Consider the following 26,648-nt stretch of genomic DNA (forward strand, 5'->3'; position numbering starts at 1 on the left):
TACACTAAATAAGCCCTAAAACACCTTAAATAACTGAAAATCAAATCATTAAAAGATTTGAATTTGACCCTAAAATCATGGTACTTTTGTAACCATGACGTTACTCATAGAACTTGATTCATGTTGTTTGCCTAAATGGGTAAACAAGATCTTACGGGAAGAGCAAGGTGGAAAACAGGAGAAAAGCCTCATTAGAAAGCTCTATAACCTGGTTCATGCCCGTAAGTATACGGAGAGTGAGATCGTAAAAAAACTTTACGGACAAAAACTTACGCCAAGTCATGGACCTTTCCGCACCTTAAAAACTCGGCTGCGTCACGTATTGGTTGAAGCTTACATTATGCAAGGATTGAGTTCTCCATCCTATAAGTCCTACGATCTGGCTTATCAACATGGCTATCGACAATTGGATGTTGTCCGTCTTTTATTGGGAGGGAAAGCATTTAGTGCGGCGAAAGAGATTGCCCTCCAAGCTTTTAAAAATGTACGAGATTACGAAATAATTCCTTTGAACCAAGGCCTGACCGATGTCATTTCCTCCTTGCACCTCGGCCTTTTCTACAACGAAGAGTTATACTTAAAGTACAGTGAACTTAATCGCTTCTACAGTAAGGCAAGTTATGACCTAAGCATCGTAACTAACTATTACCGGGAAGTCAGGAATAGTATGTATGCCCAACGAGACTCTCCTATGGAGACGGGGCAAAAGGCCAGGCGGTACGTAGCGGAGTGTGCCGAGATCAGTAAAAAGTATCCAAAAATATCTCTAATTCAAGGTATGCTCGTGGGTACCGAAATTACGGGGTGTATGTTGCGGGGAGAATACCGTGAAGCCATTGAGGTCTCTTTGCGCGGAAGTAAGACGCTTATGGCGTGCAAGGGGGTCAGTCAAACCGTACTTAGCGTTTTGGCGCTAAACCGTGTGGAGTGTACCATAATGCTTAATGATTTTGAACTTGGCCAACAGCAAATAAAGTACGCCAAAAAACAAGTAGAGGAGAATCCGATTAATGACCTTGCCCTATCAGACTATGCCGTTCGGCTTGGCTTAAGAACCGACAATTATGAATTTGCGTATCGCCAATTTACCGCCGTTAGTCAGCATAAAATAAGCAGGTTTCTTACCTCCCGTCCTCAGGAACATTGGGTTATTCTGGAAGCTTGTATTAACTTTTTAGTTACCGCTGGTGAAATCGTGCCTAAAGACAACTGGCCCAAGCTAAGAAATTTTCGTGCTTCAAGCTTCATGAACAAAGTTTTCACTTCTACTCAAAATAAAAAGGGAGAAAATATTCAGATATTGGTTCTTCAAGCACTTTTCTCCATTATTAGAAAAAAGTATGATGACGCAATAGATAAGACGGCAAGCCTTGAAGCCTATTGCAACCGTTATTTAAAAGATGATGAAAACTTGAGGAATAATTGCTTCTTCAAACTTTTACTGATTACGATAAAAGCAAATTTTAATCGCAGAATTGCAGAAAGAAAAGGAGAAGCGGTATTTCGAAAGCTACAAGCCACAACTGATCGTTCGAAGCTCAACAATACAGAGTTAATTCCTTACGAAAAACTTTGGCTGATTTTACTCAATCACTTAACGATGACTAGAGCTGACGAAGCTGCCTTGAGAAGGAATTTATAAAAGCCGTTTTTACAGCATTAGGTCGTTAATGACGGTAGCATTGAGCGTTCCTAGCCAATCGGTAATCGTGCCGTAGGCAGAGAGGATGGCATCAACTTGGTCGACAGTAAGGCTATTAATGATGGTAGGCATTGTTGTAGGTTAATAGTGATAAAGGGGTTGAAGCAGGACAGTTTGTCGCCCTTAAAGAGGGCTGGTTGGGTTGCCTCGAAAGGAAGTTATCCAAGGCAGTTTATTACAGCATCAGGTCGTTAATGACGGTAGCATTGAGCGTTCCTAGCCAATCGGTAATCGTGCCGTAGGCAGAGAGGATGGCATCAACTTGATCGACAGTAAGGCTATTAATGAGGGTAGACATTGTTGTAGGTTAATAGTGATAAAGAGGTTGAAGCAGGACAGTTTGTCGCCCTTAAAGAGGGCTGGTTGGGTTGCCTCGAAAAGAAGTTATCCAAGGCAGTTTATTACAGCATCAGGTCGTTAATGACGGTAGCATTGAGCGTTCCGAGCCAATCGGTAATCGTGCCGTAGGCAGAGAGGATGGCATCAACTTGATCGACAGTAAGGCTATTAATGAGGGTAGACATTGTTGTAGGTTGAGTAGTGAGAAAGGAGTTGTAGTAGGACAGTTATCACCCTTAAAGAGGGCTGGTTGGGTTACCTCTAAAGGAAGTTATCCAAGGCAGTTTATTACAGCATCAAGTCGTTAATGACGGTAGCATTGAGCGTTCCGAGCCAATCGGTAATCGTGCCGTAGGCAGAGAGGATGGCGTCAACTTGGTCGACAGTAAGGCTATTAATGAGGGTAGACATTGTTGTAGATTGAGTAGTGAGAAAGGAGTTGAAGTAGGACAGTTTTTACCCTACAGAGGGCTGGTTGGGTTGCCTCGAAAGGAAGTTATCCAAGGCAGTTTATTACAGCATCAGGTCGTTAATGACGGTAGCATTGAGCGTTCCGAGCCAATCGGTAATCGTGCCGTAGGCAGAGAGGATGGCATCAACTTGATCGACAGTAAGGCTATTGATGAGGGTAGACATTGTTGTAGGTTGAGTAGTGAGAAAGGAGTTGAAGTAGGACAGTTTTTACCCTTAAAGAGGGCTGGTTAGGTTGCCTCGAAAGGAAGTTATCCAAGGCAGTTTATTACAGCATCAGGTCGTTAATGACGGTAGCATTGAGCGTTCCGAGCCAATCGGTAATCGTGCCGTAGGCAGAGAGGATGGCGTCGACTTGGTCGACAGTAAGGCTATTAATGAGGGTAGACATTGTTGTAGATTGAGTAGTGAGAAAGGAGTTGAATTTGTCAGTGGTGAAAGTTGCTCTTTTAGAGCATGATATCGTCGATCATAATGGAGGAGGTTATGGGTAAAAAAATCTGTTTTCCTGATGCATAATACTTAGCATCACCTGAGTAGTTAAAGCATAATATCATCAATCATGATGGGTGTGGTTATGGGTAAAAGAATCTGTTTTTCTAAGGTATAATGCTTAGTATAATCTGGGTAATTAAAGCATGATATCGTCGATCATAGTATGCTTGATTTTGTGGTGAGAAAAAGATGAATCACACGCTGTTGAAGACTCAGAGAAACATGGAGAATCGATTGTTAAATCAAGTATGCAAGTCAGCGAATTATTCATGGTTCGTATTTCGTTTTTGTCTGCTGCAAATCTCAGGACATAGACCCCGACCGCTCAAATCAATTTACGCCTGTCGGTTAGCATAAAAAAAAAGCTTATTTCAATAATCCATAGCCCTAAAACAAAGAAAGCCAGCAACTTGCGTTGCTGGCTTTCTTTCCTCCTGTGAGCGAAAAAACGTTTAAAAACAATTATTAAAAAGGCATATTTAATCTTCTGAACCTTCATTTCGGCTCCGACCCGGAGGGCCAAGCCGCTCAAAAGTGCTTTCCTGTCGGCCTGAGAAACGCCCTCTTTCCTCCTCCTTATCGGCCGCATCATAGGCCTTGATAATCGATTTTACGAGGCGGTGCCGGACCACATCTTCGGCGGTAAGCCGGACGGTACCGATGCCTTTGATCGGAGATAAAAGGTTCACCGCACGGCGGAGACCGGACTGCTGATTATGGGGCAAATCCACCTGGCTCAAATCTCCAGTGATGATGGCCTTCGCGGAAGGACCTAAACGGGTCAGAAACATCTTAAGCTGACTGGTAGTCGTATTCTGTGCCTCGTCCATAATGACGAAGCAATTGTCCAGCGTCCGGCCGCGCATATAGGCCAATGGAGCTATCTCAATGATGCGCTCCTCGCGGAATTTCTCCTGCTTCTCGGCCGGGATCATATCGTCCAGCGCATCGTACAGCGGGCGGAGGTAAGGATCAATCTTATCCTGCAGGTCGCCAGGGAGGAAGCCCAGGCTCTCGCCGGCCTCTACGGCCGGCCGCGTCAGGATGATCTTTTTTACCGACTTGTTCTTTAGCGCACGAACCGCCAGCGCTACCGCAGTATACGTTTTACCGGTACCTGCAGGGCCGATCGCGAAGACAATGTCGTTCTTCTCGGCAGACTCAACCATTTTAGCCTGGTTAGCCGTACGGGCCTTGATCGGCTTACCGTTCCTGCCGTAAACAATTGTCTTGTTCGCCGCGCCATTTCCAAGTTTGGTCACAAAAGGGTTTTCCCCGGCAAGAATATCGTCTACGGTTTGTGCATTCACTTCCCGGTTATCTTCCAGGAGCCGCATCATCAGCTCAAAATGATGCTTGATCTTTTGCATCTCGCTTTTATCACCGCTGATCTTGACTTTGGTGCCTCGCTGAGTAATCTTAGATTCTGGGTAAGCTTCCCGAATTTGGGTCAGTTTTTTATTGTTCTCTCCCAGGAGAGCTACGGGGTCGACCCCGCCGATGGATAGGATGATTTCGCTCAAATGAACTGGTTTTCATCGCCGATGGAAATAACGACTGATGCTTAACCCCAAAACTACGGAATAACAGTAAAAGTTGCCGATCTGAAAGCCAATTTGTCAAATATACCCAAACCGTGAAGGTTTGGGATACAGTTGACCTGAGATTAATAGCGTTTACTGGCGCTCAGCGCCACGTAATGTCCCAAACCACTTCGTGAGGAGTATAGACTTGCTAAAGCCAGTTAACGAACGCTTTGTCCGGCCAGATCAGGTTACCAAAAATGAAGCCGAGCGGGCAAAGTGGTCATTGTACAAGACCAAACTTGACTACCCGACTAAACAAACTCCACCTGCACCATATCCTCCACATTGATCCCCAGCAACGTTGCTGCCCGTCCCAGGTTTATTGCCACCTCGAGCAGCCCGTCCCCATTGAAGCGACAAAGCGGTTCGCCTTCGGGCACGTCGTGGTAACGGAAGCTCAGGCCATCAATCGGTGCCATCCGCTTAATCAGTAAGTTGAACCCCCTTCCCTGGCCAATTTCTTCGAAGCGGTCCCGGGTGATGTTCGTCGTCACGTTGTCAAAGCGGTCAATGAAGACCACCGCCCCACGGATGTAATTAGGGCCGATGACGGGTTGGAAAGCCAGTCGCTCGCTGAAGCGGGTAGCTGGTAGTCCAATTTCCAGAAAGGGTTTCTCCCGGGCGATGTGGCCCACGGCCCGGGCATAGATAGAGGAAAGCGCGTCTTCCCGTGTATAACCGTCGAGCACATACGTCTCGGTCGGCATCTTACCGAAAACAAGGCTAAAGATGCCGTTGTCGGGGCCGATGAAGTACTGCCGCTCATACCGGATCGCCAGGAACCTTCCCCGCGGCTGATAATAATCGTTGACACTGATCAGGTGAATAGTCCCTTCCGGATAATGACGCCAAACGCGGTTAAAGATGAAGGCCGCCCGGACAATGTCGTAGGTAGGAATCTCGTGGCTAACGTCAACAATTCGCAACTCGCGATGTGCCGAATAAAGATGGGCCTTGAGGCGTGCCAAATGAAAATCCTCGCGGCCGAAGTCGGAGGTTAAGGTAAGCAGAGGAGTTGAGGGAGTTGCCACGGGTTGGTTTTCAGGGATCAGTAAAATAGTGTTAAGGGATCAGGGATCAGTATTCAGCAGCTAGTGCTCAGTATTTAGGTTTCAGGACTCAGCAGCCAGAACAAAAACTTCACAAATATATAGGGAATCCGGTAGTCAGTAGTCCATAGTTCATAGGCGGTAGTGTCCGCCGATACCGACTATGATTTATGGACTACTGACTAAGAGACTAATAAGGGCGCGGTCGCAGGTGCAAAGAAAGGATATAGAAGCAAAGAACAACCCGCGAACAATTGTGCATAAAAACCATTTATTGCACCTGCGCGCCCGCCAAATAATGAATCGTTTATGTTAACCGAAATCACCAACCAACTGTCCCAAAAAGATCCGGTTCTCGCCGCCATTATCCCGCAGGTGACCCTCCCCGACATTGCACCTTCACTGGGTATTTATCACGACCTCGTGAGTTGTATTGTTGATCAGCAAATCCCCCAACGGACGCGTGGCACCTACATGAAAAAGCTCATCGGTCTGCTCAGCGGAGAGCTCCCCAACGACAACAATATCTACACCATTCAGGAAGAAGACTGGGCCATTGCCAAGATGGCCAACCCGAAATACCATACCCTTTTCCGGGTTACAGACGCGTGGCACGCCCAGAAGATGGATACCTGGAATTGGCAGGAGATGACCGACAAGGATATCCGGGATCGCCTGCAGGCCATCAAAGGCATCGGTCCGCAAACCGTTGATATGATCCTGCTGTACACCCTTACCCGCCCCGATGTTTTTCCCGTCGGCGACTACCACCTGAAGCAGATCATGGAAGATATGTACGAAGGAGAAAAAGGAGAAAAACTGCCAAAAATGATGACCAGGGTTGGCGCTGCCTGGGCGCCCTACCGTTCGTTTGGGACACGGTATTTACTGGCCTGGAAGGAGGAGCGGAAACGGTAATTTACTGGCAATAAAAGTTGCCAACTACTCTTCCTCATCCTTTTCAAATGCCTTTTTAGCAACTGCGACAACTTTTTGCGCATTTGCCTTTCGGTTTATAATGAGGTAGGCATCTCGTTTTGGAGCTTCTAAATGATGGAATTCATTCGCGTCAATTAAGTTGAGCATAATTTGGCGATATACTCTAAACCGCTTAGAACTAGCCTCGTCATTCTCTTCTCTCATTCTGGCTCCAATAAATCCAAAACAGACCGCGTCTGCCCGACCTGCAACTAACAGCCGAATCATTAATCCGACTACGGTACTAAGAATCCGAATGGCATCTCTCTTAGAAGTAAGTTCCGTAAATCGGTGACGAGAGTTCTTAGCTTTGTTTCGGCAAAAATCAACAGTATGAAATTTTTCAGGATACTCCTTTAAATAGATCAAGTAGCGCTCATCGTCTCTTGCGTCGAAACGGTAAATAGTAGTACGAAGATGATAATCAGAGGATAAAGCACTGCTTACAGTAACCTTAGATACGGGATACGTTTCTTTAAACATTAGGTGGCATAATCGTATGCGGTGGTACGCGTATTCCACGCTTCGTCTTGGTCAATTACATGAAATCCATCTATGAGCGCCTGATCAAGCCCTCTTTGTCCAAAGATCGTGTTTAGAACATCTAATTGCTTTTGATAAGAACCAATATATTTATTAACTGAACTGCGCATATAATCCGGGACTCCATCAAAATCCATTTTTATATTACGAATGTCCTCCAAGTGGTACAATAGTTTGTCTTTGCGTAAACGTAACAGTTTGTAGTTTACTGCAGAAAGCGTTCGATTATCAGCTAAAGACAACTTCGAAGTTAAGTCATCAGTTTCTGCAACTTTTCTATTGATGATAAAATCAACAAAGAGCCAAATTATTCTGAGAAAGAACAGCGAAAATGAGTAAATCAATCGGTCTCGAAAGCTCAATCGGTCTCTGTCTAACTTTAATAAACGAGTTGCCACCATGCTTTTCAAAAGCACGTCGCCTGAAGACTCCAGTGATTGTTGTGGTACAACTAACATGATAACTGTTTTCACTTGGTTAACACTATGACGCCAAGCTTAAGTTCAAAGATAATAGATAATCAGCTTCTTGACAATTCACACCCGCTCCAAAAAAATAGGCGCACTCCCCTTAGCATCCCACTGACACAAGTAAAGATTCTCATCCGCATCCACACAGACGTCGTGCCCGTGGTGAAACAGGTTATGCACCGCAGGGTCCTGGTACATGGGCTGTAGCTGACCATCCTTATACGTGGGGGCGGTTCCACCGGCATTCGAAACAACCTTATTGTCCCCATCCAGGATGGTGATATAACCATTGTGCTTTTGCCTGATTTTACCTTCCACGGTATTGGCGAAGCAGACACCGGCCAGCAGGTTCTCACCGTGGATCACCGGCCGGCAAACGTACGCACCGGGCAGGGTTACTTGCTCAATAAATTTACCGTCGAGGGTGAAAAATTTGAATGCCTGATCGTTACGGCTGGTGACCACCAGGCGGGGCTGCCCCGCTTTGCGCAGATCGATGGCGACACCATGAGCCTGATTGAGGTTGTACCTGGCATCTTCGTTGTTTTTGCCGCCAAAATGCTGAAGGTAACGGCCGTTGGCATCGTAACGGATGATGTAGTTGGAGCCGTAGCCGTCGGCAACGTAGACGTCTCCGTTCGGCGCAACGGCAGTTTCGGTGGGGTGATAAGCCATACCTGGTTGGTAGACACCGATCGTTTGCGGGTGTCCGAGTTGGAAGATGATCTCCCCGTTAAGACGGGTTTTAGTGACGCTTCCCGGCTGATTACGCCGGCGGCCATGTTGGTCGGAGTGGCTACCGGTATCGCAGATAAAGAGCGTTTCTTCGTCGCCCTCGTCGAAGATTGTCAGGCCGTGCCCGGCGGGAAAAGTATACCCCCAGCTGTCTGTGACCTTACCGGAGCGATCGAAGACCAATACGTTATTACTGGGATGGTCTCCCAGCAGATAGAGTTTTCCGCTCCGATCTGCTACCATTTCGTGGCAGTTGATGAGCGGGTATTGCCTTGGAGAAACTTTGGCCCAGTTCGCGTTCACTTTATACTGGTGAGCGCCCTGACCTACGATGAGGTCGTCGGAAACCGCAGCGCGGCCGGTCAAAAAAGCGGGCATGACAATGGCGGTGCCGGCCAGTGCGGTATTGCGGAGGAAAGTTCTGCGTTGCATGATTTGGGAATATGGCCTTAAAGTTAGTTCGCAGAGAAGAAACCGCTCGTCGGGCCTGGTTCCCCGGCACTTGTGCCGGCTGATAAGAGAGGGACGGCACAAGTGCCGGGGAACATAGTTCGCCTAGCCGAAAGGGGCGGAAAATTGGCCATGGCATGATGCCCTAACCAACGAAACCCCTACCTTTAGAACTCTCCAAAAAGTTCTTCCTTCCCGCTAATGCGTCTTCCTAAATCCCCTCTCTTCTCCCTGTTTATCTGTTCCATGTGGGCCATTATATACAGCTGCGGCAACGAAGGGGGCGAAAAGGTCAGTTTCGCCAACGACATCCGCCCGATCCTGAAAACGAAGTGCATGTCTTGCCACGGTGGCGTTCGGCAATTGGGCGGATTGAGCTTTCTGTTTGAGGAGGACATGTATGCGGTCTTACGATCTGGCAAGAAAGCCATTATACCCGGGAGGCCAGAAGAAAGTGAATTATACCAAAGGGTGATCTCTGACAAGCCAGGATTAGTGATGCCACCAGATGGGGAACAGTTGAACGAAGAAGAAACGGAGCTCATCCGCCGGTGGATCAAAGAAGGGGCGGTCTGGGAAGAACACTGGGCCTACACTCTTCCCGAGCCTCCGGTTATACCTGAGAAAGCCGACCATCCGATTGATGCTTTAGTACGCGAGCGTTTGCCTGCGCACAACCTATCCCCTGCACCTGCGGCCGCGCCTACTACCCTGATTCGCCGCCTGTATCTTGACCTGATCGGGCTGCCACCACCGCTAGAAGTCACCAGAAGTTTCGCTGACAACCCGAGTGAAGAAGCTTACCTGACCATCGTCGACGACCTGCTTGCCTCCCCACATTTTGGCGAAAGATGGGCTACCTTCTGGCTTGACCTGGCCCGCTACGCGGACTCGCAGGGCTACCAAAAAGACCACATCCGACGTACCATCTACCTGTACCGCGACTGGGTCATCGATGCCTTCAACCGCGATATGCCGATCGACAGTTTCACCATCCGGCAGCTTGCCGGCGACCTGCTGCCCCAGTACTCAGATCAGGACTTGCTGGCCACCGCTTTCCACCGCAACACGATGACAAACGACGAGGGTGGTACGGATGATGAGGAATTTCGCGTCAAAGCCGTGCTCGACCGCACAAACGTGACCATGGAGATCTGGCAGGGCGCCACCTTCAGTTGTGTACAGTGCCACAGCCATCCGTATGACCCCATCCGCCATGAAGAATACTACACCGTCAAGGGCTACTTCAACAATACCATCGATGCGGACCTGACGTCGGATTATCCCAAGGTCCCGCTTCATTCCACGGCTCGAAAGCAGGAGCTGTCAAGGTTAAAAAGCAGGGTGGCGGCCGACACCCTGACCGACGAAGTCATCGCCAAACTCGAAACCGCCATCACTGAGCTGGAGCGTCCGCTGCAGGTACCCGTTCTTCAGGAATATCAGGATTCCTGCGGCCGCGTAAACCGCCTCTTCGTACGCGGAAACTGGTTGATGGAAGCCGATACCTTACTACCACGCCCGCCCGCCACCTACGATAAAACGGGTAAAGTATTTGCCCAAAACCGACTTGGGCTGGCCCAGTGGCTCGTTGACCAGGACAACCCGCTGACCGGCCGGGTGCTGGTCAACCGGATTTGGGCAGAACTCTTCGGCCGGGGCATCGTAAAAACAGTGGAGGATTTTGGTATTCAAGGTGACAACCCCACCCATCCGGAGTTACTTGATTGGTTGGCACTCGAGTTCACCCACGAGCAGGCCTGGAGCCTGAAGTCGTTGTTACGAACGATCGTCACCTCTAAAACTTATCAACAAAGCAGTACCCTCGACGAAGCCTCTCTGGCCTACGACCCGGAGAATCGCTGGCTGGCCCGCGGACCACGCTTCCGGCTGAGTGCCGAACATATCCGGGACCAGGCATTGGCGGTGAGCGGCCTCTTGAACCCCGAAATTTATGGTCCCAGCGTAATGCCTTACCAGCCAGAAGGCGTTTGGAACATCATCCGCCACGTCGCACGCTGGAAGACCAGCTCTGATGGGCAAAACCACCGGCGCGGCCTCTATACTTTCTTTCGTCGTGCCAGCCCCTACCCCACCATGTTGTTGTTCGACGCTCCGCCCCGGGACCTTTGCGTTTCCCGCCGCATCCGGACCAACACACCACTACAGGCCATGGTGACCCTCAACGACCCCGTGTTTGTCCAGGCCGGAGCAGCATTGGCAGAGGCAGTTCGTACTGAGAGGCCAGACCGCCCCAGGGAACAGATTGGCCTGGCCTACGAGCGCGCTACCGCGCGCGCACCCGACAGCTTCCGGCTCGCCCGGCTGAAAGAGCTCTACCTGCTTAACCTGACTGCCTTCCGCACGGATACTTTACCGGATTCCATTCCGCCGGAGGCGGCGGCGCTGCAGACCGTTTGCCGCGCTATTTTGAATTTAGACGAGGTTTTAGTCAAACGCTGAATAATGAACCAACTAGAAAAAGAATGGTGGGCCCGCTCCCAAAGCTACCTGACCCGACGCCAACTGTTCCGGGGTGCCGCCTTCGGCATTGGCGGCATGGCACTGGGCATGCTGGGTTGTGACGGCCCGACACCTCAAAAAGACGCCGTCGGTGATGCCCTGGAACGGGCGTTGCACCTTGCACCCCGGGCGCAACGGGTCATCTTCCTGCATATGGCCGGCGCACCTTCCCAGTTGGAGTTATTTGACTACAAGCCGGAGCTGGCTAAGCTGGACGGCAAGCCTTGTCCGCCGTCTTTCCTGGATGGCAAACGCTTTGCCTTCATTCGTGGCGTACCGGAGATGCTGGGGCCACAGTTTGCGTTTCAGCAGCACGGTGACAGCCGTGCGTGGGTGTCTGAATTACTCCCGGAATTCAGCAAAAAAGTCGACGAAGTTACTTTCCTCAAGGCCGTTACGACCGAAGAATTCAACCACGCACCGGCCCAACTCTTCATGCATACCGGCGGTACGCAGCCCGGCAAACCCTCCTTCGGCTCGTGGGTTACTTATGGACTGGGGACGGACAATGCTGACCTGCCGGGTTTCATTGTGATGGTATCCGGGCAATCGGCTCCGAGTGGGGGCAAGAGTTTGTGGGGAAGTGGGTTCTTACCCTCCAACTATCAGGGTGTAGAGTTCAGGTCAAAAGGGGACCCGGTGCTGTACGTCAATAACCCTGACGGTATTTCCCGCGACGTGCGCCGCCGTACGCTGGACGCCATTGGAGATTTAAACCGGCGGGAGCATGAGGAGGTTGGGGACCCCAATGTCCTCTCCCGCATCGAGCAATACGAACTATCCTTCCGGATGCAGATGACGGTTCCGGAAGCAACGGACGTCAGCCAGGAGCCGGACTACATCCATGAGCTTTACGGCACGCAGCCCGGGGAGAACTCCTTCGCCAACAACTGCCTGTTGGCCCGCCGGTTGGCCGAACGGGGCGTTCGTTTCATCCAGTTGTACCACCGGGGGTGGGACAGCCACGGCAGTAATGACTTTGAGAATCTTCACGGTGGCTTCAAGGCCCGTTGCCAGGAAGTGGACCGGCCGATGGCCACCCTGCTCACTGACCTGAAACAGCGTGGAATGCTGGAGGACACCCTCATCGTTTGGGGAGGAGAATTTGGCCGTACGCCCATGCAGGAAAACCGCGCCGGCGTGACGAACCCGTTCAAAGGCCGGGACCACCACGGCGCAGCCTTTACGATGTGGATGGCTGGCGGAGGCCTTCGCCCCGGCCTCACCTACGGCGCTACTGACGAATTCGGATACTACCCGACCCGGGATGCCGTGCATGTGCATGATTTACAAGCGACCATACTTCATCAGTTGGGTGTTGATCACGAGCGGTTAACTTACCCGTTCCAGGGCAGGGATTTTCGGTTGACGGATGTGGGGGGACACGTGGTGAAGGATATACTGGGGTGATTATGAATCAGCAAATTGAGATCTTCACTAGTATAGTTTCGGGTATTTAGGCCTTTGATTTGAGCGCATTTCTAGGTGGATTTATGGTAACTAAAACAAGCATTCTTGTTAAGAAAATATTGTTTGACAACCAGCATACGCATTAATATTTACATCAATTATCAATTATCTTTTTCGTAGTATTGCGATCTAAGCTTTTGCTACAACTACTCAGGGCCTGAAATTCACACGACGATATGCAATCTACGACCTCTCGTGAAGTATATGAAAGACGAAAATATTTTAATGCCTGTATAAAAGGTTCAAACTATGGGCCAGGAATAGAACACTGGATTGACCTATGGGAAAGAAAGGTAAGTAGAAACCTAAGTCATCTCTCTGACGCAGAGATATGGGGGTTCCGTCAACGGCTAAGGTTTATTTGGGGAGATATAAAATCGATAAGGGCCGATTTAAAGAAATTACCTAAAGTAATTAAGAATAATTCAGCCGAAGTATTGATTACTCAGGGATTTGTGGCTTATGACGAAAGCAAATTCTTTAAAGCCTATGACCTTTTCCAACGTGCGGCCAAGCTACATAAGGTGCCGATCGCAGGTTTTTCCAACTATGTACTAATGAGGGTTCACTTACTCTCCGCGAAGTGTTGTTGGAGATGGGACGACTTACCAAAGGCGTTATGTCATCTTGGCATGTCAGCGCACTACGTGATGGCTTATCATGCTGAACAACCCGAAGAAGTCAAGTACACTGATTATTACCGTGGTCGGATACTCAGTGTTTACCCCCGTTTATTGACACCACGTCGGGGGCCGGATGTGGGCGGAACCAACAATATTGAGTTGACTGGACAATACCTTGAAAAGGCTAAACATTTTTTTAAAAAGAGTTGCCCCTTAGTCCGAAAAGACGATACTGATGTCATGCACTTGTTCGAGGCAGAAATCTTGGAATTAGAAGCCCACGCTAAACGGAATGAGGCCAGACGCACTGAAGATGAAAACTCATCAAAACAACTTTTTGCTGAGGTAAAGGATCTGTTGAAAGACGTATCCTTTATCTTGAAGAAGCAATACAAGAAAAAGAGAACCCGCAGAAAATCACACGTACTTCGACTAAAGGGGATGTTAAACGTAACTAGAATCCTGAAAAATGGGAGAAGGTTAAATTTCCACCCAGAAAGACATAAGGATGGAAAAAAGGCTACGAAGTATTTCACTAAGGAATTAAAACAACGAAAAAAAATTTTTGGAAAAAAGCCGCATACTACTATTGCCCGAGCCTATAACAATCGTGCGTTAGCAAAAATTTTGTCGGGAAATGCCTACAAGTATTATCCTGAGTATAGGAATATCGACATAGCGATTCCTTTTTGGGAGTCCGCACAAAATGATGCATGGTCAGCCATAAAAGCCAATACGTCCAATGACCTTACAAAGGCTGGAGCCGATTCGTTCACCTGTCTATCAGACGCCCAGTTAATCACTTCCTTGAATCATCTCATGGATACGACCTATTTGATTAGCCAATCGAAGGGTGTGTTTAGCTATGATACTCTAAAAAAAATACGTGTTCATTACGAAACGGCAAAGAAGATAGAAGAAGAGTACCTAAACAAATTATCATCTGTTGTTTCGCATGAAGACCTGGGTAGAAGAACGCACCTAGTATATGAATCAATGCTAGAGCCTTGTTGGAAACTACTGACGGAGGAGTACGTTGATCGTATTTCCAAAGAGCAGAAGGTTGAGGTAAAGAAGCTCATCGTTGATGTTTTTAGCAGAGCATTTTCGCCTCATTTATACCAAGTCATCAAACGTGCTCAGGCGCAAGGTATAGCAGGAGGAGCTAGAGTACCCTACCCTCAAGATGGCATAGCATTGATACTGTTGGAAGAATTATTTAATGATGAAAGCGAAACCAACCTTGGAAAAGGTGAACTTGAAAAACTTGAGCGCTATTTGAGCAATAAGAATCCTGGCAGGTTTGCTTTTTACCAACCTGAATCTGACATCAATGTCATCTGTGAAAGATTCAATGATCAGCCGGGAGGAGCGATGGTTCATTTTGTTGGAAGTCGGTTTACCTATGTATTAACCTTTCAAGGGGATGGCAATAGGCAGATTGTGGGAAATAGTCCACGATTAACAAAATTAAAGCCTCTGGAACCGTTTAGAGGAGTACACGATTTAAAGAAGTTAATAAGTGAAGTCGATGATTATTGCTGTCAATTCATTCAATTGGAAAACGCAAACGTTGATGCCATTCAAAAACTCTCAGGTGATAAAGAAATCTTTACTCTTGACAAAAAGTTTAAAACTGGGCTTGCCAACTTATACCAAACATTGATTTCCCCTATTCTAGTTGATGGCAATACTGTTAACCGATACTATATTGTATGTGATAAATGGGGCTGGAAAATCCCTTGGCCTGCCTTACTTACTCAAGAAGTCAAGAGTAGACGGTTTATAAAAGATTTCTACCTGATTAAAAAAAATCTGATCTCTCAGCAGGTTTCGATTGGCATGTTAGACATTTTAGAAAACTTTGAGAAAAATGAGAAAGACAAAGGTCTGATGTTGACTGCTTTTACAAGGAAGGGTGGTCAAGATGAAGATGTAAGAATAGATTTAATTGAGCGATTTCAACGAGCCTTCTTCCGTGTAAAGGAAGGAGATGTTGCCTTTGCTCAAGAGGGCGATGAATTTAGTGGAGATCATTTTAATTTCGATCCGGACAAGCATACAGTCCAAGACCTAAAGGAGAAATTGAAAAGCGCTCACGTTGTAGTCCTCTTAGGGCACAGCACAAAATCAAGCGATCATAAATATCACTTAGGCTTTTTGCTAAAGTCAAAAGAAGGTGACGAAACTCATCACTTGGTACTTAACCAATCGGATATACTTAATTTGAACTTATCAAAAGTAAAAATAACTTTACTGCTAACTTGCAAAGGAAGTGTAGGTCATTCTCGCACGGGTAATGTGCCAAGATCTTTTTTCAGCGCATTCTTGGCCGCACGTGCCAGAAATATCATCTACAGTTCGAAGGAGCTCAATGAGACTGTAGCCGTTAAGTTCACTGTAGAATTTTTAAAACAAATAAGCAATAATGAAAAATTTGGTCCTGCTTATCAAAACGCCATGGCTTCATTGATAAATAACGACGATTTGTTAATTAGCCATCCCTCACAGTGGGGAGTAATTCACTTTATTGGAGACCAGATGGAATCTCTTCAACCTTAACCATAAGCGGTTGATAATTGACTTTACCCTTGTGAGTTGTTTTCGACCAAGTATAATTTCTAGGCAATTGATACAACTCGGAAGAAAAGAAAAACTTCCCAAATTTAGGCTCGTAAATATCTTCCTCTTCTCTAACCTTAGAAAATAATTCATCATTAAAATGAATAGAATCTTCGTCAATTAATTGATAAACGTACCCACCAGGAAAAAGCTTTGCCTCCTTATTAAGATCAATTTCTATTTTTGACTTGTTTCCAAACGAAATTCCTTTTAAAAATTGTTTCTCTTCCGAAAAAGAATAAATTATTAAAAGAAGTCTTTTTGATTTAATAAAATTATCAGGCTTTCCTAAAATCAACACGTCATTCTCAAGTGATATTTTGACAGCAAGTTTTTTCGCCTCTTTTGGGGGGCTACTTTCTGCCATATTACTCTCTTCAGCAAGATAGGGTAAGTCTTTCTCCTCAAAACTATAATCTTGTGGGTCGAGAGCTAAATAAGCTCCTAATGAAGCAATTTTCCTCCTTTGCTTAACTAACCTATCCATCAAAATTTCCGAATTAGAAAACCTCTCTATAAAAGAAGTTGTAGTACTATATAGCTTATTAACTTGACTAAAATTAAATGGCTTTTGATTGTATCTTTTAAAACTTTCTACTGTATTTAGTAAATCAGCAATATCTTTTTGAGACTCTCCAGAAATTCTTTTATCTACAATAAATCTAATAATTTTTTTTCCCGTTTCATCAAGGAAGAAATTATATAATTTTGTTCTAGCTTTATTTATCCTGACGGAGGAGCCATCAAATAAATCCTTAGAATTATTTACAATTCTTGACAAAGTATCAAACTTATCTATTGGTCCAGAAGGAATGTCTTTACCAGAATGTGCTTTTATCGAGCCTTCAATATCTTGTCTATCAAGTTTCGTCTCTGGAAGATGAACTTTTATTCTTTTTTTTAGTTGGCAGAGACTTTTTAATATTTCATAATAAGCCTTATCACCAATCTCATCCCGGACAACTCCTTTTACATCAACCGATCCTTCTAAAAGGTTAGCTACTCCTACATTATCATTAAACCACTTTATTAGGTCCTTACTGTCTAAATCTTTACTAGTGGGGTATTTGATAGTCTTATCCTTGGGTATTTCCAAGTCTTCATATGTTATAATAAATTCGATGCAGGGCATATGTCCTTCTAATATTTCCATAAGGCTTATTTCAATTGTGAGATTACGATTCAAAGTTACAGGCCTCGTTAAAAAGCGGCTGCAAAGATAGTTTTTTAAATTCACTTTTCAAAATACTCGTGTTTCTTAAAATGAATTTACGATTCTCTTTACAGATTTCCAAACCTCCTCAACATAGATTTCTTCTCTTAAAAGTCACACAAAGCTCTTCTTTTGTCTAGACCTCAGGGTCCTTTCACCTAAAGTAACTGTGGACTTAAGTAGTGCCGTGGGCACCTGCCTGTACTTACCCCAAATGCCAAAAATGAGAATCTTGTCTCACGTATATCATTAAGGACTTTGAAGCCTAAGTCAAAAGAATAGAGTGGAGAAGCTTCAAAATCCTCAACAGTTGCAAGCCACTATATAGTCCTGTAAGCAAGTGTTCAGTTGAACACTTGCTTACAGCGTTGGTGCTATCATTAAGCAAACCCAAGCTACAAACCTGGCAAAAATCGCACTTCACAACATGTCGCTAAAAGTAAAATCATTTCTCAATTCATATTTTGAAAAGATAAATTATAAAAAATGAATTGAAAATTCGTACCTTTGGATTGATCTTTTCCACTTACACTCCTCACAGCACAATCCTCAGGCCATGTACATTGAACAGAATCACCTCCTAATCGCAGCTTTAGCGATAGTTATACTCTCACTCTCCTTCGGCATCTGGTTGCTTTTCAAGGCAATGTTCGCTATGAGTCGTAATAACAACGGCAGTAGCGACGTAATTGTCGACCGTGGAGCCGGAGGCATCTTCCAATTCATAATCGGAGTAGCAATCGTAATAGCTATCCTCTACTTCTTCTCCGATCCCAATTTTCGCATCTCCACCCTATTTGATCCCATCCAAGCCAACCCCACCGGTCAAAAAGACACCAGCCCCAATAAGCAAGCCAGTCCCAACACTTACGACAGGTCTCAAGAAACCGGCGACCATCGTAAAGGCAAGCCGTCCCCAGTTAATGATTCCGACCTCTCCCGTTTAGACGGTAAGACAGGAATGCAGCAAGTACCACAAGCTCCACCTCCCCCACCTACGAACCATACATATAAGGATGTGCGGGAGAAGACAAAAAACCAGCGCAAGTTCTTCATAGTACCTGTTGGATGCTATAAAAAGCCAGGTAAAGCTTTCAATAGCCTTAGTGGCCCAACGGAATTACGATTAAAGATTTACGTGAAGGGCATCGATTGCAGTAAGGTCGGATATGGTCCCTTTAACAACGAGCGCGAAGCGATCGCCTTCCGTCGGAAACATAACTTGGAGCATAAGCCTGAACAATATATCTGGCCGGCACCTTGATCTCTGCCATAATCTGGACACACTTTTCCAACCTGCTAGCCAGGAAGCCAACCTTTTGAACAACAACAAACCTTCGTCACTTACTTAGGACCACCAACAGCAGAACTTTAGACCCCTTCAAAGTACACTCCTTATGAAACAAGAAGATAAAGCTATCCTTTTCTGGCTTGGCTTCGGCGTCACCACAGCCGCAGCCCTGATCCGTTTATTTGTGTGGGTTTATGGACTAATCATGGCCAACCTTGACGTAATCGAAGCTTTCTTTCGACTAGTAGCAGTTACCATCCTTGGTACGGGATTACTCATTGCAGTATACGTAATGACCATTAAATTCGTCAGTTACTTACGTCAACGCCGGGATGATCGAGCGTATAATAGCTCCGAGACGGGCATATTTGCGAACGCACTGGACCGGGGCACCTACCTAAAAAAGGAACTTTCTGCCCTGACGCTGAAACTCGACAACGTTCTTGCACTTAACAAGGATGAAGTGATCACTTACCAAACGGCGCTCAGGGGAGCAAAGGTTGGAGACAAGTGGGCCGCCGATATCTGGACTCAAATTGATGAAGTCAATGGCCGCTCTAAAACAATAGCCCAAAACCAACGGCTAATCATTGAACGGATTCGGAATATCGACAGCGATATCACCATGTTGGATTACCAGTTCCGGCGCTGTAAGTCTCAGGGCACTACTTCCCCCAGTGCTCTGGAAAATTTACGGCGGCTACAGCGTCGCCATGACGTACTGGAGGGCTACATCAAGGAATGGCACCTGGAAAACCCCGAGGTGCTATGGTTCTTTATTAATGGAGATGACGACGATTTCTTAGACCTGTCCGGAGATACAGAGCCTACTGTGCCTCCACGAGTTAAGATCGTGGACATCCTTAATAAAGCCGCCTTTTAAGACAATGTATATGCTAGTAGTTTAGGAACCACCCCTAAAACCCCTTATTGCGGAGGCTCTTTCTTGAAGGAAAGAGCCTCTTTTTGTGTAAGAATGTACAAGTAAAAGTAGTGCTGGAGGTGTTGGAGTAAAAAGACCTTATCGGTATCGGTCAACAACCTTTAGCATCAGTTTGTTAGTACTTATTTAGCCAATATCATTTAGTTATATGTCCATTCAAATCCGTCAGGCCACCCTCGACGACATCCCCGCCCTGCATTCCCTCGTAGCCGAACTGGCCAGCCATCTCGGCGAAGCCGAGCATTTCACCAGTACCGTCGAACGTTTTGAAAAAGACTTTAAGGACGATTTTTTTCATGCTATTGTAGCGGATAACGGAGAAGAGATTGTCGGAATGGCCCTCTACTGTTACGTATACTCCACGTGGAAGGGTAGGATGATCTACCTTGAAGACTTTGTCATCAGTAAGCGCCACCGCCGTCAGGGTATCGGCCAGCTGCTTTGGGATGCGCTGCTACAACGTGGTCGTGACCGCAACTGCGCATTGCTCAAATGGCAAGTGGTGGCCGACGACGCTGCGGCCATGCGGTTCTATAATAAGCAGGACCCGATTTTTGAGGACCAGTGGTTGAATGGAAAGGTGATGTTGTAGGGTCCTTTGGGGGCGGGGCCGCAGGATACAAGGAAAGTTAATTAGAGCAAAAGAGGCAGCAATCAGTTATTACCCTGCTCCTTTAAACCTCGTATTGCACCTGCGGCCTCGCCAAAAAAAAAACGGCTCCCCCCCTACATCTCCGGCAACCACATCCCCATAGCCGCAGCAAATACACCAATGGCCGTGATGAGTGTACAAACCACCATTAACCCCGCCATCGCATAGCGGCCGTTGACCCCGCCCCGCCGTTTAGCAAGCAGATAAAGCTCGTAAACGGCCAGCGGTAGAAGGTAATGGGCGTAAGCGATAAAACTTAGAAAAGGGCCGGTAAACGTTTCCGTATCAATCCATAATCCGCCGGTTGCCATGAACCAGAACATGAGGAGGACCCGAAAGAACCAAACACCGCTGGCCACCAGAAAAAGGCGAAAGGCCCACGCCTGGTGTTGTTGCATCTTCCTTTTTACGGCAAATCTGTAGACGAGAAAACCTGCGACAACGATGAGCAAGGCTTCCAGGCTCATCGCCATTTTGTTCACCTGAGCAGCGTCCAACTGCCGCGTCCAGATCATGTACAACCCGGACAGGCCGCCCAGGGCCGTCAGTAAAACATAGACCCGGCCATTCCAGCGATGAAAAACGGGGAATCGCTGCCGGATTGCGGTAATGAACTGTAATGGACCACCAACCATAATGGTCATAGCAACAAGAAGGTGCACCATTATTACGATGTTCCGGACGGTACTTCCTTCCTGGTAGCCTACATCATCCCAGCGATCGAATGCTCCATTTAGTGCGGTGCCGCCGTAGAACATCGCGACATAAGCAGCGAAAAAAAGTTGTCCGAAGACCGCCACGGCGAACCAGCCGGTCGTCGTCCATCCAAGTGTTCTATCTGCCCGTGAAAGTGATGGAACGGAAAAGTCATGGGTTGGCGCAGAGGTAGTCATGTCAGGAAGTTTTGGGGTTATTGTCTGACAAACTTCCGCAGGCTTTCGCCTGCTCACAATCTTACTATGCAAAACCGAGCTATTCTTCTTCAAAATGGGGATTATCGCCCGTCAAATCACTCCTGCCGAATGCACGAAAAGAAGGCGGAGCGGTAGGTCTCCGAAACGGGAATCCGTTCTTTTCCGATAAGGATACGGCTTCGTTCCACCGCTTCGATGTTGGCCATTCCGACCATATAGGACTTGTGTACCCGGCAAACCTGGTCTGCTGGCAACAATCGCTCCAGCTCTCCGAAGGTCTGTAAGGTCATGATCCTTTTGTTGCGGGTGTGAATGCGGCGATAATCCCGCATACCTTCGATGTAGAGAATATCCGGAACGGATATCTTTTCGAGGCGGTGCTCCGTCTTTACGAAGAGATAATCCAGGGTCGCCAAGGCTGGTTCGGCCAGCTGCACCCGCGCTTTTTCCGTCGCTTGTAAAAACCGGGGAAAGGTGAAAGGTTTGAGCAGGTAATCCGTTACGTTCAGTTCATAGCCCTTCAGGGCATACTCTGGAAAGGCCGTAGTGATGATGACCTGGCTGGATATTTTAGTGCTCTCAAGAAGCTCTACCCCCGAGAGTTCGTCCATATTGATGTCCAGGAACAGCATATCAACGGGGTGTTCCTTCAGGTAGGCCAGTCCGGTCAGGGCATTGTCGAAGGTAGCTGCCAGTTGAAGGTACGGGACTTTGCCCACGAAAATCCGGGTACGCTCCATCGCCAGTGGTTCGTCTTCAATGATGATACAGCGGTAGTTTTCCATGATCAGGTGGTGATGAGGAGATTGACGTGGTACTCGTTCAGCTCGTTCCGCACCTCAAGGTGGTGCTTTCCGGGGTAGAGGAGTTCCAGACGCTTACGGATGAGTTCGTTGCCCAGGCCGCCTTTGGCGACCGGCGGGTTCCGGGAAGGATCCAGCCGGTTGACACAGCTCATCCGGACAGCTTCGGACATCACTTCCAATTCGATGCGAATGGCCCGCTCCACTTTTTTATTGGTCGTGTGCTTAAAGGCGTTCTCGATGAACGGGATGAACACCATGGGGGCAATCACCCTGCCGGCTGGTGAGCCAATCAACCGGAAATCGACGTAGGTTTCGTTGGCCGTCCGAATCTTCTGCAGCGCAATGTACTTTTCAATATAGGCCACTTCCCTGCTCAAAGCAATTGTTTCTGTTTTTGTCTCGTAGAGCATGAAGCGCATAATATCCGAAAGGCGGTTGAGGTAGTCGGAGGCTTCATCGGCATCCTTCAGGATAAGTACATCGATGTTGTTGATGGTGTTGAACAGGAAATGCGGATCGAGTTGGGATTTGACCAATGCCAACTCCATGGCGTGGTTTTTTTCCTGGAGCGCTTCTTTGATTTTAACCTCTTCAAACCAGGTGGAGAAACCCTGAAGTACAAAGGCGACTACGCCACCCAGCAGGTTAAAGAAGGAAACTATGGACACAAAAAACAGGAATCCGGGCAGGTCCATTTCTGCTACGCATTCCGGGTAAAAGAATGTCCCCAGGATGGCAAAACCCAACAAGGTGGTCCCCACGGACACCAATCCACCAATCAAGAAGGCGAGGCCGAATTGTTTGCGACCGAAATACCGGGGAAACAGCACCAGGTAAAAAGTATAAAAGGTTACCACGGCAGGTAGTAGCACCATAAAGAAGAAGGCGGTGGCAATTACCTCTTCACCGACTGTTTCGGAAAGGCTGCCGCTACTGGACACAGCATACATCATTATCATCGCCAGCAGTAGGTAGACAAACCAGTACCCAACGTGTAATATGGCGATCAAGGACTTTTTCATGTGGGTGGTACTAAGACCACAAGATGCGGGAAGACGGGGACATAGCGCTTCACTATTCTGCGAAATGGTGGTTTTCATCTGCCAAAGGGGATGTAGTCTAATAGTCGGTAGTCTAGTAGTTCCGTAGTCTGCTACCACAGGATTAGCCTAATAGTAGCAACCTCGCATTTCACCTAGCGTAACGAGCACCCCTTTGCGATAGCGCTACCAGACTACCGACTAATGAACTACAAGACTAATTAGGGCGGGGCCGCAGGATGCAGGGAAAGGGATATAAGGAGCAAGGAAACGCTGCAGGCCTTAATTTCTCCCCTAGCTCATCCTTCCCGACAAAGCGGATGTTTCTCCCGTATAAAATCATCGCTCCATGGCCAACAATTACCAAACGCCCACCGCCACCCGCATCGGACACGTTCACCTTAAGGTGGCTGACCTGGAGCGATCATTAAAGTTTTATCGTGACTTATTGGGGTTCCAGGTGACCAGCAGATTCGGTCCCCAGGCAGCCTTCCTCTCCGCCGGAGGCTACCACCATCATATTGGCCTGAATACCTGGCAAAGTGCAGGGATGCCGCCAGCATCAAAAAGAGGCGTTGGTCTTTTTCATACCGCCATTGTTTTACCCACCCGAAGGGACCTGGCCGTCATCCTCCGGCGTTTACTCGATGCTGAATATCCGCTGACCGGCGCGGCGGATCACCTGGTGTCTGAAGCAATTTACCTCGACGATCCAGACGGTAACGGCGTGGAACTCTACTGGGACCGACCACGCGAAACATGGGCCTTTCTCCCCGACGGAAGTATAAAAATGGCCACCCTGCAGCTGGATCTTGAAGATTTACTCGGCGAACTAACCTGACCCGCGGCCTGCCTAGATCACCTCTTTGCACCTGCGACCGCGCCCCTTCATTGGTCTGTTGGTACTATTGGTATATTGGTGCCAACCTAATAGTACCAACAGACCAACAGACCAAATTACTACCCATGTGGACCTGCCCCAAATGCCAGCGCCCCTTTCATTCCAGCAACCAGTCGCACATGTGTAACGACATCACGGTCGACGACATCTTTGCCGGCAAACCGGATGACCTGGTGCTAGCTTTTGACGAGGTGCTACTGGCGGTGATGGACTGGGAGCCCAACCACATCGGCGCAGCAACAAAAGCTATTGTTTTCACGAATAAACGTGCCTGGCTCATCGTCCGCCCCATGAGTAAGCTGCTGGAGTTAAGTTTTTATTCCTCGGGGGAGCTAAGCAGTTCCGCCATACACAAATCGAACCTCGCCATTAAAAAAGACAAATTCCGCCATTCCATCCGCATCAGCGGCCCCGGAGAGATCACACCTGAAATGGTCGATCTGCTCAAAATCGGTTTTGATTACGGGATGCGGTAGATAAAAACTCCGGGTCCTCTAGCGGTACCGATGTAGCGCTTTGAGGCCCGGAGCTGAGACTACTCTATGCAGGGGTTGCAGGGGTTGCAGGGGTTGCAGGGGTTGCAGGGGTTGCAGGGGTTGCAGGGGTTGCAGGGGTTGCAGGGGTTGCAGGGGTTGCANTGCAGGGGTTGCAGGGGTTGCAGGGGTTGCAGGGGTTGCAGGGGTTGCAGGGGTTGCAGGGGTTGCAGGGGTTGCAGGGGTTGCAGGGGTTGCACAAAAAAAATTGCACCAGGCAACTGAGCAAATTCTTTTAAGTTTTTTTTACTAAAATCGCAAATTTACGAGCGAAGCGAGCTGCCTCGCGCGGTAGCCAATCAAGAATCGAGCGCACGAAGTACTGCGCAGCAAATCACCCTTCGAGAATCGAGAATTTTACGAGCGGAGCGATCGGCCTCATGCGGTAGCTGCAACCTGCAACGCGCCGAAGGCGCTCTGCAACAAGGAGCGAAGCGACCTCTGCAACAACGAACGCAGTGAGTCACTGCAACGCGCCGAAGGCGCTTACCCCTCCCGGAGATACACGTCCCCATAAGGAGCTTCGCATTTTATCCTCGCGCCCCCTCCGGCGATGGTGCCGATGACCCGCTGGAAAAAGTCTTTTTCCTCGCTGGCCTTTTTATCAATCTGAATTTCCATGTCGGTTAATAATTCACCGTATTCGGTGACAAGGTCGAGATTGGCGCCCCGTCCGGTGGGGATGGTGACGTCTACCGTGCCATAATTGCTGTATAAATCCAGGTCAGGCATTGGGCTAACCGTGGCGAAGATTACGTCTATCGCGCCATACCTCGCATGGGCCTTGACCAGGCCGTCGACATTGACGGCCTTGATCCCGCCATAGTTAGTTTCCACCTCGATCGTAACGCCTGCCGGCACTACAATCTCCAACGTAGCATCCACCATTACGCCGTTAACAACGCCTTTGCCGCCCTCCCTTCCGCCGGTAATCTGGTTACTGTTCTTCCCCGAAAACTCCCCTTGCAGGAGGTCTGCGGTAGGCTTAACTTCTCTTAGATGCAGCACCCCATCCTTGCGTTCAATGGAAAGGAGGCGAAGGTCTGGCCGGTCGGTGCCATCAACGGTGAAAGTATGATTTACCGCTACTACACCCTGACCACCCGTGGTTACCGAAACGGAACTGAAGGCTGCATAGATGTGAATAGCCGTAGCGCCCTCCAGGGCAATTTCCTGCTGGTCTCCCTGACCAAAAACTAAAATGGGAAAGCTGATAAGCAGCAATTGAAAAAGGCGCTTCATGATACTGGGTTTGTTGATTTGGAAAGACGGGGTTTCGCTTAGGTGCCGTTGGCGGATGGGGAAAGGTTACAGGTGTCAAGTTGCAGGTTGCAAGTTGCAAGTTGCTGGTTGCTGGTTGCAAAGGATACCAACAAGGGAATCGCCTACAGTCTGCAACTTGCAACCTGCAACCTGCAACTTGACACCTGCAACTTGCAACCTGCAACCTGCAACTTGCAACCTGCAACTTGACACCTGCAACCTGCAACTTGACGCTACTCCAGTTTCCGGAGGTAAATATTCTGGTATTTGGCCCTTAGGGTGATGTCTTTCCCTCCTCCGTTCAGCTCCGCATCGATGGGTTGGCTCTTTGGGCCATGATCGTGGCCAGCCTGATCCATATTTGCTTTGATGGGAAAGTCGAAGTCGGTAAACATGTTTCCGAAAGTTGTCCGGAGGTGCAGATTTCCGGAGGTATTGGCGGGCAGGGTTACGTCTACAGATTGGTATTCGCTTTCGTAGTCAAGTCCGTTGATGCTGGCGTTAGCAGCGAAGACTACCTCAACCACTCCGTACTTAGATTTGGCCATGGGCATTTCCGTCACGCCCCGGGCGTTAAGCCCTCCGTAAACTGTTTCGGCAGATACTTTCACGCCAGCAGGCACCACGATTTCCAGATAGGCTACGACTTTTTTGCCGCCGTAATCTCCCCACTCTTTTTTTTCGGGTCCATGGGCGACGTTCATCCCGCCACCCGGGAATTTATCCTTGATCAACTCCGCCGTAGGTTTCTTTTCCAGGATCCTGATCGTCCTGCCCTCACGGACGATGTCCAGTTGACGCAGCTCCTGCTGGTCCTCACCGTTTACCGTCAGTACGTGATTGACGGCAATTGTATTGGTGCCACCGGTGGTAATGTGCACACCGCTTAAATCGCCAAAAACGAAAATTTCACGGGCGTCTTTTAATGGGATTTCCTGCCGCCCACTTTGGGAAAAGACAAAAAATGGGCTGGCCGCCAGAAGGAGGCTGAGTAGGAATTTCATGTTGAAAAAGTTTACAGGATGGAGGTTGCAGG

General features: G+C 48.0%; 27 protein-coding genes. 10 read left to right on the plus strand and 17 right to left on the minus strand.

Annotation, left to right across the window (positions count from 1 at the left end; all coding sequences use genetic code 11):
* Nucleotides 1-94: 94 nt before the first annotated feature.
* Nucleotides 95-1,642, plus strand: coding sequence for a hypothetical protein (locus tag B036_RS0102265; RefSeq protein ID WP_020567063.1), 1,548 nt, complete (start codon nucleotides 95-97; stop codon nucleotides 1,640-1,642).
* Between the two features lie 9 nt (nucleotides 1,643-1,651).
* Here the strand turns inward: B036_RS0102265 and B036_RS34385 are convergent, their stop codons facing one another.
* The 8 genes from B036_RS34385 to B036_RS0102310 all read right to left on the minus strand — a co-directional run bounded on the left by B036_RS34385 (nucleotide 1,652) and on the right by B036_RS0102310 (nucleotide 5,624).
* Nucleotides 1,652-1,774 carry a hypothetical protein gene (locus tag B036_RS34385; RefSeq protein ID WP_020567064.1) on the minus strand — a complete coding sequence of 41 codons (123 nt, stop codon included), beginning with the start codon at nucleotides 1,772-1,774 and terminating at the stop codon, nucleotides 1,652-1,654.
* Nucleotides 1,775-1,877: 103 nt separating this feature from the next.
* Complete coding sequence (locus B036_RS34390; protein ID WP_020567065.1) at nucleotides 1,878-2,000, minus strand: hypothetical protein; 123 nt, start codon at nucleotides 1,998-2,000, stop codon at nucleotides 1,878-1,880.
* Nucleotides 2,001-2,103: 103 nt separating this feature from the next.
* The gene (locus B036_RS34395) at nucleotides 2,104-2,226 is read right to left on the minus strand and encodes a hypothetical protein (RefSeq protein WP_020567065.1); all 123 of its coding nucleotides are present in this window, start codon (nucleotides 2,224-2,226) and stop codon (nucleotides 2,104-2,106) included.
* Nucleotides 2,227-2,329: 103 nt separating this feature from the next.
* Complete coding sequence (locus B036_RS34400; protein ID WP_020567065.1) at nucleotides 2,330-2,452, minus strand: hypothetical protein; 123 nt, start codon at nucleotides 2,450-2,452, stop codon at nucleotides 2,330-2,332.
* A gap of 102 nt (nucleotides 2,453-2,554) precedes the next feature.
* Nucleotides 2,555-2,677, minus strand: coding sequence for a hypothetical protein (locus tag B036_RS34405; protein ID WP_020567065.1), 123 nt, complete (start codon nucleotides 2,675-2,677; stop codon nucleotides 2,555-2,557).
* Nucleotides 2,678-2,780: 103 nt separating this feature from the next.
* Nucleotides 2,781-2,903 (minus strand): hypothetical protein, encoded by a 123-nt coding sequence (locus B036_RS34410; RefSeq protein ID WP_020567065.1) that lies wholly within the window; start codon nucleotides 2,901-2,903, stop codon nucleotides 2,781-2,783.
* A 583-nt stretch (nucleotides 2,904-3,486) separates the two neighbouring features.
* Nucleotides 3,487-4,530, minus strand: coding sequence for a PhoH family protein (locus B036_RS0102305; RefSeq protein WP_020567067.1), 1,044 nt, complete (start codon nucleotides 4,528-4,530; stop codon nucleotides 3,487-3,489).
* 314 nt (nucleotides 4,531-4,844) lie between these two features.
* Nucleotides 4,845-5,624, minus strand: coding sequence for an SAM hydrolase/SAM-dependent halogenase family protein (locus B036_RS0102310; RefSeq protein WP_026231599.1), 780 nt, complete (start codon nucleotides 5,622-5,624; stop codon nucleotides 4,845-4,847).
* A gap of 327 nt (nucleotides 5,625-5,951) precedes the next feature.
* Here B036_RS0102310 and B036_RS31530 point away from each other — a divergent pair, with 327 nt between their 5' ends.
* The gene (locus tag B036_RS31530) at nucleotides 5,952-6,560 is read left to right on the plus strand and encodes a DNA-3-methyladenine glycosylase family protein (RefSeq protein ID WP_020567069.1); all 609 of its coding nucleotides are present in this window, start codon (nucleotides 5,952-5,954) and stop codon (nucleotides 6,558-6,560) included.
* Nucleotides 6,561-6,584: 24 nt separating this feature from the next.
* Here the strand turns inward: B036_RS31530 and B036_RS0102320 are convergent, their stop codons facing one another.
* From B036_RS0102320 to B036_RS0102330, 3 genes are all read right to left on the minus strand, one after another.
* Nucleotides 6,585-7,103: a hypothetical protein gene (locus B036_RS0102320; protein WP_020567070.1), complete on the minus strand. Its 519-nt coding sequence runs from the start codon at nucleotides 7,101-7,103 to the stop codon at nucleotides 6,585-6,587.
* Entirely contained in the window at nucleotides 7,103-7,621 is a 519-nt protein-coding gene (locus B036_RS0102325; protein WP_020567071.1) for a hypothetical protein, read from the minus strand. The genes B036_RS0102320 and B036_RS0102325 overlap by 1 nt, the downstream gene beginning before the upstream one ends.
* Nucleotides 7,622-7,699: 78 nt before the next feature.
* Nucleotides 7,700-8,800, minus strand: coding sequence for an NHL repeat-containing protein (locus B036_RS0102330; protein ID WP_020567072.1), 1,101 nt, complete (start codon nucleotides 8,798-8,800; stop codon nucleotides 7,700-7,702).
* Between the two features lie 219 nt (nucleotides 8,801-9,019).
* Here B036_RS0102330 and B036_RS0102335 point away from each other — a divergent pair, with 219 nt between their 5' ends.
* From B036_RS0102335 to B036_RS0102345, 3 genes are all read left to right on the plus strand, one after another.
* The gene (locus B036_RS0102335; protein ID WP_157472003.1) at nucleotides 9,020-11,281 is read left to right on the plus strand and encodes a PSD1 and planctomycete cytochrome C domain-containing protein; all 2,262 of its coding nucleotides are present in this window, start codon (nucleotides 9,020-9,022) and stop codon (nucleotides 11,279-11,281) included.
* 3 nt (nucleotides 11,282-11,284) lie between these two features.
* A complete protein-coding gene (locus B036_RS0102340) occupies nucleotides 11,285-12,751 on the plus strand; it encodes a DUF1501 domain-containing protein (protein ID WP_020567075.1) in 1,467 nt (488 codons plus the stop codon).
* 236 nt (nucleotides 12,752-12,987) lie between these two features.
* Complete coding sequence (locus B036_RS0102345) at nucleotides 12,988-15,996, plus strand: CHAT domain-containing protein (RefSeq protein ID WP_020567076.1); 3,009 nt, start codon at nucleotides 12,988-12,990, stop codon at nucleotides 15,994-15,996.
* Here the strand turns inward: B036_RS0102345 and B036_RS0102350 are convergent.
* Nucleotides 15,962-17,209: a hypothetical protein gene (locus tag B036_RS0102350; RefSeq protein WP_020567077.1), complete on the minus strand. Its 1,248-nt coding sequence runs from the start codon at nucleotides 17,207-17,209 to the stop codon at nucleotides 15,962-15,964. The genes B036_RS0102345 and B036_RS0102350 overlap by 35 nt on opposite strands.
* A gap of 616 nt (nucleotides 17,210-17,825) precedes the next feature.
* Between B036_RS0102350 and B036_RS0102355 the strand changes: the two genes are divergently transcribed.
* The 3 genes from B036_RS0102355 to B036_RS0102365 all read left to right on the plus strand — a co-directional run bounded on the left by B036_RS0102355 (nucleotide 17,826) and on the right by B036_RS0102365 (nucleotide 20,095).
* The gene (locus B036_RS0102355; protein WP_020567078.1) at nucleotides 17,826-18,533 is read left to right on the plus strand and encodes a hypothetical protein; all 708 of its coding nucleotides are present in this window, start codon (nucleotides 17,826-17,828) and stop codon (nucleotides 18,531-18,533) included.
* A 133-nt stretch (nucleotides 18,534-18,666) separates the two neighbouring features.
* The gene (locus B036_RS0102360; RefSeq protein WP_020567079.1) at nucleotides 18,667-19,443 is read left to right on the plus strand and encodes a hypothetical protein; all 777 of its coding nucleotides are present in this window, start codon (nucleotides 18,667-18,669) and stop codon (nucleotides 19,441-19,443) included.
* A gap of 208 nt (nucleotides 19,444-19,651) precedes the next feature.
* Nucleotides 19,652-20,095, plus strand: coding sequence for a GNAT family N-acetyltransferase (locus tag B036_RS0102365; RefSeq protein WP_020567080.1), 444 nt, complete (start codon nucleotides 19,652-19,654; stop codon nucleotides 20,093-20,095).
* A gap of 134 nt (nucleotides 20,096-20,229) precedes the next feature.
* Here the strand turns inward: B036_RS0102365 and B036_RS0102370 are convergent, their stop codons facing one another.
* The 3 genes from B036_RS0102370 to B036_RS0102380 form a co-directional block, all read right to left on the minus strand.
* Nucleotides 20,230-21,048: a DUF2306 domain-containing protein gene (locus B036_RS0102370; protein WP_026231601.1), complete on the minus strand. Its 819-nt coding sequence runs from the start codon at nucleotides 21,046-21,048 to the stop codon at nucleotides 20,230-20,232.
* 116 nt (nucleotides 21,049-21,164) lie between these two features.
* Nucleotides 21,165-21,854 (minus strand): LytR/AlgR family response regulator transcription factor, encoded by a 690-nt coding sequence (locus B036_RS0102375; protein WP_020567082.1) that lies wholly within the window; start codon nucleotides 21,852-21,854, stop codon nucleotides 21,165-21,167.
* Nucleotides 21,855-21,856: 2 nt separating this feature from the next.
* Nucleotides 21,857-22,897 (minus strand): sensor histidine kinase, encoded by a 1,041-nt coding sequence (locus B036_RS0102380; RefSeq protein WP_020567083.1) that lies wholly within the window; start codon nucleotides 22,895-22,897, stop codon nucleotides 21,857-21,859.
* A 367-nt stretch (nucleotides 22,898-23,264) separates the two neighbouring features.
* Here B036_RS0102380 and B036_RS0102385 point away from each other — a divergent pair, with 367 nt between their 5' ends.
* Together B036_RS0102385 and B036_RS0102390 are read left to right on the plus strand one after the other, a co-directional pair.
* Entirely contained in the window at nucleotides 23,265-23,756 is a 492-nt protein-coding gene (locus tag B036_RS0102385; protein WP_020567084.1) for a VOC family protein, read from the plus strand.
* A 179-nt stretch (nucleotides 23,757-23,935) separates the two neighbouring features.
* The gene (locus B036_RS0102390; protein ID WP_020567085.1) at nucleotides 23,936-24,292 is read left to right on the plus strand and encodes a DUF5655 domain-containing protein; all 357 of its coding nucleotides are present in this window, start codon (nucleotides 23,936-23,938) and stop codon (nucleotides 24,290-24,292) included.
* Nucleotides 24,293-24,835: 543 nt separating this feature from the next.
* Here the strand turns inward: B036_RS0102390 and B036_RS0102395 are convergent.
* Nucleotides 24,836-25,591 (minus strand): DUF4097 family beta strand repeat-containing protein, encoded by a 756-nt coding sequence (locus B036_RS0102395; RefSeq protein ID WP_020567086.1) that lies wholly within the window; start codon nucleotides 25,589-25,591, stop codon nucleotides 24,836-24,838.
* Nucleotides 25,592-25,845: 254 nt separating this feature from the next.
* On the minus strand, nucleotides 25,846-26,616 hold the full coding sequence (locus B036_RS0102400; protein WP_020567087.1) for a DUF4097 family beta strand repeat-containing protein: 771 nt from the start codon (nucleotides 26,614-26,616) through the stop codon (nucleotides 25,846-25,848).
* Between the last annotated feature and the right edge of the window lie 32 nt (nucleotides 26,617-26,648).

The sequence above is a fragment of the Neolewinella persica DSM 23188 genome (genome assembly GCF_000373105.1).
Classification (GTDB): Bacteria; Bacteroidota; Bacteroidia; order Chitinophagales; family Saprospiraceae; genus Neolewinella; species Neolewinella persica.